Genomic DNA, 12210 nt, shown 5'->3' on the forward strand with positions numbered 1-12210 from the left:
CGGCTTCTTGACCAGATGTTATTCAGATCGGCTGGACGAAGCTGTCGAGAACGCGCTTCTGCCCGGCCTTGTCGAAATCGATGGTGAGTTTGTTGCCGTCGATAAGCGAGATCGTGCCATTGCCGAACTTGATATGAAACACGCGGTCGCCAAGCTTGAAGGCCGATGGCTTGTCTGCCACTGACTTGGCTACCAGTTCGCCGTCTATCGTGCGGCCCTTCACAGAACCACGTCCGGCGCCGAAGCCGGAATCGGTCTCGCCATAGCCGATACGCTCGACGCGGCTGCCGGAGCGCGAGCCCCAGTTATTGCGTGTCGCATCGGAACGGTTCTGCTGTGCGCGCTGCCAGCCGGGCGTCGAATAGGTGTTCTGGAACGGATCGGCCTTATCGAAACGGGACTGCCCATAGCCACCGCCATAACCGCCGTAATTGCCTTCCAGTTCAGCCACTTCCACATGCGCTTCCGGCAATTCTTCCAGAAAACGGGAGGGAATGGTGGATTGCCACATTCCATGAATGCGCCGGTTGGACACGAACCAGATATGCAGATTTTTCTTGGCGCGGGTCACGCCGACATAGGCGAGGCGACGTTCTTCCTCAAGGCCCGAACGGCCACCTTCATCAAGCGCGCGCTGGTGGGGAAACAGGCCTTCTTCCCAGCCAGGAAGGAAGACGGTTTCAAACTCCAGACCTTTGGCCGAATGCAACGTCATGATGTTGACGGCATCCAGATCCTCGTTCTGCTCGGCATCCATGACAAGGGCGACATGTTCAAGGAAACCACGCAGACTTTCATATTCCTCCATGGAACGGATGAGTTCCTTGAGGTTTTCAAGCCGACCCGGTGCTTCGGCAGACTTGTCATTCTGCCACATAGCCGTGTAGCCGGACTCATCGAGGATGGTTTCCGCCAGTTCCGTGTGCGGGGTATTGTCGATCATTGACTGCCAGCGCAGGAAATTCTCGACCACTTCGCGCAGCGCGGAGCGTGGCTTCGGCTTCAACTCTTCGGTTTCGATGAGGTCGCAAGCCGCAGCGAACATGGAAATGTCGCGTGCGCGGGCATAATCATGCACCTGCCGGATGGCGGCTTCGCCCAACCCGCGCTTCGGCGTATTGATGATGCGCTCCAACGCCAGATCGTCGGCCGGTTGCGCGACCACGCGCAGATAGGCCATCGCATCGCGGATTTCGAGGCGCTCATAGAAGCGCGGACCGCCAATGACACGGTAATTGAGGCCAAGCGTGACAAAGCGGTCTTCGAATTCACGCATCTGGAAAGAGGCGCGAACGAGGATCGCCATGTTGTTGAGGAGGTGCCCCTGACGCTGCGCTTGTTCGATCGCTTCGCCGACTGCGCGCGCTTCTTCTTCGGAGTCCCAGGCGGCATGAACTTTCACCCGTGGATCGTCCGGATTGGGCGCTTCCGTAAACAGCGTTTTGCCGAGGCGGCCCTCATTATGGGCGATCAGGTGTGCGGCGGCGCCGAGAATATGCGCCGTGGAGCGGTAGTTGCGCTCGAGCTTGATGACGACTGCGCCCGGGAAATCCTTCTCGAAACGAAGAATATTGTCCACTTCTGCCCCGCGCCAGCCATAGATCGACTGGTCGTCATCGCCGACACAGCACAGATTGACTTTGTTTTCGCTCACGCCGAGTTCGCGGCGCTCACCGGCTCCGCGGGGGCCTTCGGACGCCCTAGCGGGCTGTATGGGCGCATTTGTGTTTTGTGTTGTGGGAGAGGTATTTCTCGATTGAGGGCGTTGTGCAAGCAAGCGCAGCCAGAGATACTGCGCTGTATTTGTATCCTGATACTCGTCCACCAGAATGTAGCGGAACTTTGCGTGATATTCGCGCAGGATATCCGGATGATTGCGGAAGATGCGGATCGGATGCAGCAGAAGATCGCCGAAATCGCAGGCGTTCAATGTGCGCAGGCGTTCCTGATAGGCTTGATAAAGCTCGCGCCCGCGACCATTGCCGAATGAGCGTGCATCGCCTTCAGGAATATCGGATGGGCCGAATCCCTTGTTCTTCCATCCGTCGATCATGTTGGCGAAGGTGCGCGCCGGCCAGCGCTTGTCATCAAGGCCTTCAGCCTGAATGAGCTGCTTGATCAGCCGGATCACATCATCCGTATCGAGGATCGTGAAATCCGATGTCAGATTGGCAAGTTCCGCATGGCGGCGCAAAAGCTTGACGCCGATGGAGTGGAATGTGCCGAGCCATGGCATGCCTTCCACTGCGCCGCCGACCAGATGGCCGATACGCTCCTTCATTTCACGCGCAGCCTTGTTGGTGAAGGTCACGGCGAGAATCTGGCTTGGATAGGCACGGCCGGTGGTCAGAATATACGCGATACGGGTCGTCAGAACGCGTGTCTTGCCAGTGCCCGCACCGGCAAGCACCAGCACCGGACCCTCTGTCGTCAGCACGGCCTGACGCTGTTCGGGGTTCAGCCCTTTCAGGTAATCGGGTTCGCCGCGCTGCTGGTTGCGTGCTGCCATGGCACGTGCGGCAATGCTGCCGGGAGCAGGCGTGCGGCTTGCCGGAGCGTCGTCATCGCCGAAAAACGGCATATCGTCGGGAAAGTCAGACATTTGACCCGAATGTAATGATTCGTGGCTGAAAGACCAGCGAAAGGGTTAAAATATTCGACTACTCTAATTGAGTAACGCGCCGATCCGTAAAGTTCAGGCGATGAGAAGCCAGCGCTTCGACGAGCCCGCGCAGTTCGGGTTCACGCTGCAACAGATCGTCCAGTTCCGTCATCTGGTTCATGGCGATCAGCCGCAGAATGTCGTCGCGGACGGTCCCATCGGCGCGCCGTGGCAGATGGGCAACCGGCTGGATCAGTTCGACCTTCTGTCCTTTAAGCCTTGCGCGCAGACTTTTCTCGTCTGCGTTCAGCGTTTCCACGAAAGCGTAGATGCCGACGCCCTTGGCTGGAAGTGAATAGAGCGCAAGCGCCACATCGGTTACGCGCGGATCGGATTTCAGTGCCGCACGGATTGCAGGACCTTCGTTGTCGATCCGGTCGCCCGTACCTTCACCGTCCGACCAGCTGAAAATGCCACGGGTGATGAAGTTGTAGACCTTCTTGCCTGTCGCGAGCCAGATGCGGGAGGGCAGCGACCGGCGCGCCAGAATGCGTTTTTCCGTTGGCGTCATCCGGTCCTTGGCGAAGGCACGCTTCTGCTTGAGCAGATGGCGGAAATCCTCATATGCCATCAGGCGATAGAGGGCACCGCGACGGCGATGAACGCTTGCCAGCTGGAAGTCGATGACCGCTGCTTCGCCTTCAGGCGTCATCAGCCAATTCTGTGGCTTGGCGAGATCGTTATGGGTGACACCGAGCCGGCGCATGTCGCGCAGAATGCGATGCGCGGTGCGATACCATTTCGGATCGGAAGGGCGCGCAAGATGCAATGGCGTTCCTTCTGTCCAGGATCGATAAAGCCCGTCCTTGTCGGTGGCGAGGAGTTGTGGGACGCCTTCGATACCGCGCACTGTCTTGAGACCGCGAATTTCGCGCCGGGCCAATATCCAGGCCAGCGGCTTCGACCACCAGGGAGCGGCGCTCACCACGCGACGGATGATGCGGGTTTCGGGATCGTTCACGAAATAGCCGGCATGGGTTTCTGAAAACACGTCGCGCTTGAATACGGCGGTTTCCACAAATTCCGGTATTTGATCGCCTTTCAGAGGCACATCTATATTGGGGTTCTGAACCATAAGGCTCCACTAGTGGATTGCATCCGATCAATCAAGTTTGATGGCCGACAAGCCTTATTGCAATCACGTGATCGAAGGCGCACAAGGAACGCACAGATTTCGTGCAGCTCATCGGGGAAATGCAGAAAATGGCACAAGGCGACGACAGCAAGCAGGCGATTGCGCAGATCATCCGACAGGAACAGGCGCTTATTTTTCCCTCGTTTGACGAAAATGCAGCATTTGCGCTGGGTGCGAGCATCCGCGATATCGCCGTGAAGGAAAAGCTTGGAATCGCCATCGAAATATCCCTGTGGGACCGGCAATTGTTTTATGCAACGACAGCCGGAAGCACAGTGGACAATCAGGAATGGTTGCGCCGCAAGTTCAATGTGGTGCGCCGCTTTCACGCTTCGACCTATCGTCTTGTTCTGGAACAGAACCGCGAGGACCGCATGTTCGCTCCCCACAAGGCGCTGAATGTGGAGGATTACGCGCTGGCAGGGGGCGGGTTTCCGATTTGCGTTGCCGGGGCGGGCGTGATCGGTGCGGTGATCGTATCGGGGCTGCCGCAGCGCGAGGACCATAATCTGGTGATCCGGGCAGTGGCGAAACATCTTGGGCAAGACCCGGTTGCTCTGGCGCTGCCTGCCGTTTGAATATCGAGTTTCGGAGAATGAACGATGTCGCTTGAAAATGTTGTCGCGCTTGCCCGCAACGAGGACGGTATCGCCGCAGCAGTCGGTGTCCTCAAGCAGCGTTTCGGTGAGCGTGCGCAGACCGGTCAGGCTATCCGCGAACAGCACGGCCACACGACAACCTATGTGCCGACGCAGGCGCCCGACATCGTCATCTTTGCCGAGAACGCGCAGGAAGTGCAGGATGTTGTGCGTATATGTGCCGAGCACCGTGTGCCGGTTATCGCTTTCGGTGCCGGTTCGTCGCTCGAAGGGCAGGTGAACGCGCCCGCTGGCGGCGTGTCGCTTGACCTCACCCGCATGAACAAGGTCATTGCCGTTCATGCAGAGGATCTCGATTGCGTGGTGGAGCCGGGCGTTACGCGTCGGGAACTGAATGAATATCTGCGCGACACGGGACTGTTCTTCCCGATCGATCCGGGCGCCAATGCCACGCTGGGCGGCATGGCTTCAACCCGCGCTTCGGGCACGAATGCGGTCCGCTATGGGACCATGCGCGAAAATGTGCTGGCGCTTAAAGCCGTGATGCCCGATGGCCGCCTGATCGAGACCTCCAAGCGCGTGAAGAAGACGGCTGCGGGCTACGACCTCACGAGGCTGCTTGTCGGAGCGGAAGGAACTCTTGGCATCATCACCGAACTGACATTGAAACTACAGGGAATTCCACAGGCGATTTCCGGTGGCATCTGTCCTTTCCCGGATGTGGATTCGGCTTGCCGCACGGTGATCGAAACCATCCAGATGGGCATTCCCGTTGCGCGCATCGAGCTTGTGAACACGCTTCAGATGCAGGCGCTGATACTCCACTCCAAACTGCCTTATGAGGCGCAGCCCTATCTGTTCGTCGAGTTTCACGGCACGGAAAGCGGCGTTGCCGAGCAGGCGGAATTGTTTGGAGAGATTGCTGCGGGCAATGGCGGCGGCGATTTCCGGTGGACACACGATGGAGAGGAGCGCGACAGGCTCTGGCGTGCCCGGCACGATGCCTATCTGGCATCGTTCCTGCTGAGACCGGGTTGCAAAGGTGTTTCGACGGACGTTTGCGTGCCGATTTCGCGTCTGGCCGATTGCATTGGCGAGACGGAAAAGGACCTCGCCGAAACCGGCCTGATCGCTCCGATCGTTGGGCATGTGGGCGATGGAAATTTCCACCTGCTCCTGCTTCTGGACACGGATGATGCGAGCGAAATGGAACGTGCCGAAGCTTTCATGGACCGGCTCGCCAAACGCGCCATCGCCATGGAGGGCACCTGCACCGGTGAGCACGGTATCGGGCAGGGCAAGATGAAGTATCTTACCATGGAATTGGGTGAGGCCACGGATTACATGCGGGCCATCAAACAGGCGCTCGATCCCGACAACATCATGAATCCGGGTAAAATACTGATTTCGTGATTCAAATCAGGCCTTTGAACGATTTTGCCAAGAGTTTGATTCATGCAGGCGTGCATATCGGCGTGGCCGGGATGCAATTTGCCTTGTTGTCGCCGGATCGATGCCGTTATGTTGCGCAGATAAAGACAGCGTGATTCACCGTTTGTTTCACGCTAACTTGCAATCTGTTTGACCGGAGCTGGTTTTTGGGCCGCATATTCGTCATCGTCGGCGGGCTACTCGTGCTGCTGTTGACGGCAGCACTTGTCGTGCCGCCTTTTGTTGACTGGAGCGGCTATCGCGCCGATTTCGAGCGGGAGGCGAGCCGTATTTTGGGCCGCCCCGTCAAAGTCGCCGGTGATGTCAGCGCCCGGCTTTTGCCATTTCCCTCGGTGGCCTTCTCCGATGTGCGTGTGGGGGCCGACGCGGCTCAGCCGGTGATGACCGTCGACACGTTCTCGATGGATGCCGAACTGATGCCGTTCCTGCGCGGCCAGCTTCTGATCTTCGATATGCGTGTCGACCGACCGCGGGCGACGATTTCGCTCGACAGGGATGGCAAGGTCGATTGGGCAATCCGTCCGTCGACGCCGCTCGATCCGGCGAAAATCAAGCTGGAACGACTTTCCGTCAAAGATGGCACCATCACGCTTCGCGAAGAAGCGAGCGGTCGCAGTCATACGGCGACCGAACTCAATGCGGTGATTTCTGCAAACAGTCTGGCAGGTCCGTGGCAGGCCAATGGAAGCCTCGTCTTGCGGGGAGAAAGGCTTGCGATCGACCTGACAAGCGGCGAAGCGAAGCCTGATGGATCGCTGCGCGTGCGGGCTCGAATTTCACCGGATGCAATCCCGGCTACTTTCGAGACCGATGGCGATGTGACCGTAACCGATGGGCGGCTCGACTATGCGGGCGACTTTTCTCTCCGTTCGTCGGATATGGTTGCAAAGACGGGCAAAGACCAGAAGGCGCCGGCGGAAACGCCCTTTTTCAGTGGCGTGCGTGTAACCGGAAAGTTCAAGGCGGATGGCAGTCGCTTCGACGCGAGCGAATTCCGGATGGAACAGGGGCCAGCCGACAATCCTTATGTGGTGAATGGCAAGGCCTTCATCGATTACGGCGAAGAGCCACGTTTCGAAGTCAGCGCCGATGGCCAGCAGCTCTACTGGGGGCCGAACGAAGCCGCCAGCGAAGAACAGACTGGCTCAGACATGCCAATTGCAGACCGGATTGCGATTGCACGCCGTGTTCTTGAGCAATTGCCCATTCCGACCATACCCGGCAATGTGGATTTGCGCCTGCCTGCGGTGATCGCGGGTGGTACGACGATACGCTCGGTCACGGTGAGTGCGGAACCTGATGGAAACAACTGGAATATTCGTCAGTTCGCTGCCGATCTTCCTGGACGAACCAAGGTGGAAGCCAAGGGCACGCTTTCGGTCGGCAAGGATTTCGGCTTCAAGGGCGAATTGCTGGTTGCTTCGCGCCAGCCTTCGGGACTGGCAACATGGCTCAACGAGACAGTCGATGATTCCGTCCGCAAGCTGGACGGTGCAGGCTTCTCCGGTCAAGTCGAACTTCGCGACGGTATGCAGCGGATCGATAATCTTGAAATCGCCTTGGGAAAGACAACGCTCAAAGGCTCGTTTGTTCGCGAAGTAAAGGGGTTGGCGCAGCCTGCAATAACGCTCGCGCTCAATGGCGGTGTGGTGGAAAGCGAAGCACTGCAAGCCTTTACAGGATTTTTCTCGAGCGGTGACGGCCTCGGTCTCCTTGATGGTCAGTCGTTGGATCTGGCATTCAAGGCGGGACCAGTCCGGTATCAGGACATGGAGGCTGGCAATGTCGATATGGCGCTCCGGCTTCATGACGGACGCTTCGATTTCGACCGGCTGATGATCGGCGACGTGGCGGGCACGACACTGACTGCGACCGGCACTTACGAACCCTTTGCCAATACGCCGTCCGGCTCGCTCGACGCGACAATCCTGTCTGCCGACCTTTCGCGGTTCCTGTCGCTGATGGCCAATCGCTATCCCCAGTTGCCGCTGTTCCACGCGCTTTCGATACGGGCAGCCAATTTCCCTAGCCTGTTCGAGGACAGCGAAATCAATGTCATCGCCAACGCAGTTTCGCCTTCGGTACCAGCGGTGGCCCCGGTGCCTGCAAAAACTGCGGCATCAAAAGGCAAGAGCGACCGACCCGCCGAGGCGAAAGCCAAGAATCCTCCCGGTGTTGGCGAGTTTTCGTTCAGCGTTACCGGCAAGGCGGGTGGCATGAAGCTGGACCTGTCGGGGACCGCGAGCGGCGGCGAAGGGGAGAGCGAGCCGTTGCAGATGCAATTGAACGGTACCGCGGCATCGGAACAAGGCGAAGCGGTGCTTGCATTGATCGGATTGCCCACCCTGCCGCTGGGGCTTGCGGGTGAACTTACGGCCGATCTAAGTATGCAAGGTGCACCGAGCGCGGGTATGCGGACGCTCCTCAAGCTCACGGCACCTGACGGGGCAGCGACCGCCGACGGTGTGATTTCGCTGGTTGGCGGTGATATTGCCGCCAGTGGCAAGGCTCAGCTGAAGTCCGCCGATCTGCAACCCTTCATCGCGACGGCGGGTTTCGCCCTGCCTGGATTTGGGGAGGGACTTTCAGCAGACCTTGCCAGCGACTTCCAGTTTGCAAAAGGTATCTTGCGGTTCCCCAATCTGACGGGAAAGCTGGACGGGGAAGAGGTCTCGGCGAGGCTGGAGGCCAATTTTGCCGACAGCGGACTTCCGCAGCTGAAAGGTGAGGCAAAGCTTGCCACGCTTGAGGTCGACAGCCTCGCAGCGATCATGCTCGGGCAGGATGCGTTCGAGCCGGCAAAACCTGTTGCGAAGACGATCTGGCCGCGTGGCGCATTCGCTGTGCGATCATCGCTGCCGCTCCTGCTGGATGTGAAACTCAATGTAGCGCAGGCGCATATGGGCGGCTTCGGGACCGCCACGGAGTTTTCGGCACGGCTTCTGAAGACCATGGACGGCCTTCAGCTGAACGAACTGACTGGTAATTGGGCGGGCGGATATCTGGTCGGCAATGTCTCCTTGAGCAACAGCGACAAGAATGCTCTTCTCTCGACGGAACTCAAGTGGAGTGGCGCAAACCTCAAGGATTTCTACCAGCTGGAGACCGGTGCTGCGCCGATTGGCGGCGTAGTGAAAGCTGCCGTCAATCTGAACGGAAGTGGCGAGAGCGTGGCGGCGCTCGTCGGATCGCTAGCCGGAACTGCAAGTTTCGACGTGGAGAATTTTACCGTCAATGGTCTGGACGGGGCGGCATTGCCCGCGATGATCGCGGCAGCTGACGCGGCGGGCGATCAGTCGTCTGGCCCGGACAAGCTCGCTTCGAAGCAATTTGTCGGTATTGCCGACAAGGCTATGGGGCAAGGTATGTTCACGCCGGGTAATGCGCGGTTTGACTTTACCATTAGCGGCGGTGTCGCGCGTATGGCTGCGGCGAACCTGAATGACGGCAATGCAGTCCTTCTCGGTGATCTGCAATTCGATCTGTCCACGCTCGGTATTGGCGGAAACGGCAGTCTGACGTTCCAGAACGATGGCGGTTCCGATACCGGCATCTCACCGCAGGTAGCCTTTTCTCTGGGGGGCACCTATAGCGTACCGGAAGTGACTTTCGATAAGCAGCCCTTGATCCAGTTCCTCACCCAGCGTGCACTCGAGCGCGAGCAGGAGCGTGTTGAATCGATGCAGGCGAGCCTCATGGAGAAGCAGCGTCTTCGCCGCCAGCTTGGACTTTTTGAGGCGGATGAAGAGGAACGCAACCGCTTGCAGCGTGACGAAGAGGCAAGGCGCCGTTCTGAAGCAAAGGCGCGTGAAGTGGCCCGGCAAGCCGCAGAGGAAGCGCAACAGCTTGAGGCGCAGAAGCCGCAGGCCGCTCCGGCGGGAGGGACGAATGCTCCCCTCGCATCGCCGGACGGCGGGCAATCCCTCAACGAATTTCTGAAAAGCCTGGAGCAAGTGCCTGCTGCTCCGGCACCTCAGCCTTGAGGCAATCGGGATTTGAGCCAATCCAGAACGTGGAGCCTCAGCGCGGAAGACAGGTTGATTGACCTGTCACGCCTGCCATCGATTTCTGCGATCAAGCTTGCAACGGACATCTCGCGCGCACCTGCAATTTCTTCAATCAACTCAAAGAACGGGTCTTCGAGTGTATAGCTCGTCGCATGTCCGCGAATACTGACGGAATGTTTACGTAACCGTCCCGGCGCGTTCACTTTTCCGCGTCCGGTTTGTCGCTTTTCTCCAGGCGGTTCTGATCCAGAAAACGCTGCGCTTTTGTCATTTCCGCCTGCGTAAGAACCTTTTCGGATTTCGTTCGTCCGAAATGAACGCGGTTCTGGTCCGCGTGTTTCTCTTTCTCAGCGCGGGCTTTCTGTTTTCTGAACTGCCGTAGGTTGACAATATCGCTCATGGAACCACGCGGAAACGTTGAAGATTTTCGAAAATTTACCGCGTTTAGGTCCGAGCCTGCAAGTGCGTAATAGGTTGGCACTATTTCTGCGGGTTCTTCGGATTGGTGAACCACCAGATAGCCAGGGAAACCAGAATTAGAAGTATGAGCCCGACCGTCATTTGCAGAAGAGGGAAATTCGGTTCGTCCTTGGCCACAAAGAAGGCTGCGACAAGGCCGCTTATCCACAATACTGCCTGAGCAATTGCACGAATCATCGAACTCATCCTGAACCGGTTGCCGTCGAAACCGACTATAAAGCGGCCGTTTGCTTTTCACCATTGATTGCAATCAACGGTGAAAAGGGATCCATTCAATCAAACAAATAGAGCCAGCAGATTTTCAGATCGGGATGGCAATCGCGGTATTATTTCTTCCGGAATGCATCCAGCGAAACCACATCGGCCGAAGGCTTGGCTTCCTTGTCGGCCTCATCTGCATTGCTGTCTTTGGAAGCAGCAGCTTCTTTTTCGGCCGAAGTCTTGCGCGACTTCGATTTAGGCTTTTCCGCCTTCTCGACCGGGGCTTCCGTTGAAGCGATCTCAATGGGGGCAACATTGCCGCCTTCGTCATTGTCGCTTTCGGGCTGGCTGATCGCTACGTCGAATTCGAGTTCGAAATTGACCGAAGGGTCATAGAAACCGCGGACTGCCGAAAATGGAACGGTCAACTTTTCCGGAATATCTCCGAAGGAAAGACCAACTTCGAAAAGTTGGTCGGTCACATGCATGTCCCAGAACTGATGCTGTAAAACGATCGTCATCTGCTCGGGATATTTCTCCTTCAGGCGCGAGGAAATTCGCACACCAGGCGCTCCGGTCAGGAACGTGATGAAGAAGTGGTGGTTACCTGGCAAGCCAGCCTTGGCCACTTCCGCAAGAACCTTGCGAATGACGCCGCGGAGGGCTTCCTGAGCGAGAATATCGTAACGGATTAGGTCCTGTACCATGGTTTGCTTATCCCACGGATTCGGAGGTCGATGTCAAGTTCGTTCTCATCAGATACGATGATATATGACCTGAAAATGCAACAGCGCGATGCTTGTGGCCTGAAGATGTGCAATTTTTGAACGCCACTGGAGGCGCCGGGTCTATCGACGTCCGAATGCCCTCAGGAAGGTGCGCACTCCGTTGACGGCGCTCTTCTCGATGATCGCATCATCCAGACACTGGCCGGTCAGTATATGATAATGGGTGTCGGCGTTGATCAGCGCCATGAAATGGCGCGCCGCCAGATCGGGATCATCGACGTGCAGATGGCCATCCATCGCAAGGCGGGCCAGGCGCGCCGCGATCGCAGGTATGGCCTGTGCAGGGCCCTTCGTATTGCAAATGCTGGCGGCAAGCGGCAGGTTGGTCTCATTGGCCTGCAATATCTTGCGCAGAAACGCCCCGGACGAATCGTAGATGCAGTTCCGGCTCATGCGGATGGAGAACGCCACCAGATCATGCTCCAGATTGTCGCCGGTCTGGGGAAATGTGGCCAGAACCGCGAACATGCTCGCACTCATACGCGCCAGTGCATCCTCGACGACGGCAGCGAGCAGCGCTTCCTTGTCGCGGTAATGATTGTAGATGGTCTGGCGTGACACGCCCGCTTCGCTGGCAATGAGATCGATACTCGCCCCCTGAAACCCGTCGCGGTTGAAAACCCGCGCTGCGGAACACAAGATGAAGTCGCGCTTCATGCACTGTCCGGGCTTTATCGCCGCGGAATTCAAGCCCTTTTCGGATACGGCGCGCTTCTCGGGCAGGACGGCCATGTCGATTATGTCAGTAGGTTTCATAATCCCAACATAAGATAGCTTGACGTTTTGGACAATGGTGTCTAATTTGACATTAGTGTCAAATCTGTTTTGACCATCCGTATAGAATGCCTTTCGCTTCAGAGTTTTCAAATGTCAGCCACAACCAAAA

10 protein-coding genes are annotated in these 12210 nt (G+C 57.6%); 3 read left to right on the plus strand and 7 right to left on the minus strand.

Annotated elements, in window-relative coordinates:
• Positions 1-22: 22 nt before the first annotated feature.
• Positions 23-2602: an ATP-dependent helicase gene (locus ACS5UA_RS01365; protein ID WP_021586866.1), complete on the minus strand. Its 2580-nt coding sequence runs from the start codon at positions 2600-2602 to the stop codon at positions 23-25.
• A gap of 58 nt (positions 2603-2660) precedes the next feature.
• Entirely contained in the window at positions 2661-3737 is a 1077-nt protein-coding gene (locus ACS5UA_RS01370) for a serine/threonine protein kinase (protein WP_006467201.1), read from the minus strand.
• Between the two features lie 128 nt (positions 3738-3865).
• Here ACS5UA_RS01370 and ACS5UA_RS01375 point away from each other — a divergent pair, with 128 nt between their 5' ends.
• The 3 genes from ACS5UA_RS01375 (at position 3866) to ACS5UA_RS01385 (ending at position 9831) form a co-directional block, all read left to right on the plus strand.
• Positions 3866-4375 (plus strand): heme-degrading domain-containing protein, encoded by a 510-nt coding sequence (locus ACS5UA_RS01375; RefSeq protein WP_021586865.1) that lies wholly within the window; start codon positions 3866-3868, stop codon positions 4373-4375.
• Between the two features lie 24 nt (positions 4376-4399).
• A complete protein-coding gene (locus tag ACS5UA_RS01380) occupies positions 4400-5809 on the plus strand; it encodes an FAD-binding oxidoreductase (protein ID WP_021586864.1) in 1410 nt (469 codons plus the stop codon).
• Between the two features lie 185 nt (positions 5810-5994).
• Positions 5995-9831, plus strand: a complete 3837-nt coding sequence (locus ACS5UA_RS01385; protein ID WP_443101108.1) for an AsmA family protein — start codon at positions 5995-5997, stop codon at positions 9829-9831.
• On the opposite strand, the gene ACS5UA_RS01390 is transcribed toward ACS5UA_RS01385, so the two are convergent.
• From ACS5UA_RS01390 to ACS5UA_RS01410, 5 genes are all read right to left on the minus strand, one after another.
• Positions 9822-10058, minus strand: a complete 237-nt coding sequence (locus ACS5UA_RS01390; protein WP_021586862.1) for a ribbon-helix-helix domain-containing protein — start codon at positions 10056-10058, stop codon at positions 9822-9824. The two genes, ACS5UA_RS01385 and ACS5UA_RS01390, sit on opposite strands and share 10 nt — an antisense overlap.
• Positions 10055-10255: a DUF4169 family protein gene (locus tag ACS5UA_RS01395; RefSeq protein ID WP_021586861.1), complete on the minus strand. Its 201-nt coding sequence runs from the start codon at positions 10253-10255 to the stop codon at positions 10055-10057. Before ACS5UA_RS01395 ends, ACS5UA_RS01390 begins: the two co-directional genes overlap by 4 nt.
• A gap of 80 nt (positions 10256-10335) precedes the next feature.
• Entirely contained in the window at positions 10336-10512 is a 177-nt protein-coding gene (locus tag ACS5UA_RS01400) for a hypothetical protein (RefSeq protein WP_006471686.1), read from the minus strand.
• 149 nt (positions 10513-10661) lie between these two features.
• Complete coding sequence (locus tag ACS5UA_RS01405) at positions 10662-11243, minus strand: SspB family protein (RefSeq protein ID WP_021586860.1); 582 nt, start codon at positions 11241-11243, stop codon at positions 10662-10664.
• A gap of 141 nt (positions 11244-11384) precedes the next feature.
• Positions 11385-12080 carry a TetR/AcrR family transcriptional regulator gene (locus ACS5UA_RS01410; RefSeq protein WP_025090503.1) on the minus strand — a complete coding sequence of 232 codons (696 nt, stop codon included), beginning with the start codon at positions 12078-12080 and terminating at the stop codon, positions 11385-11387.
• Between the last annotated feature and the right edge of the window lie 130 nt (positions 12081-12210).

Source organism: Brucella sp. RRSP16, from assembly GCF_052246815.1.
GTDB lineage: Bacteria > Pseudomonadota > Alphaproteobacteria > Rhizobiales > Rhizobiaceae > Brucella > Brucella intermedia.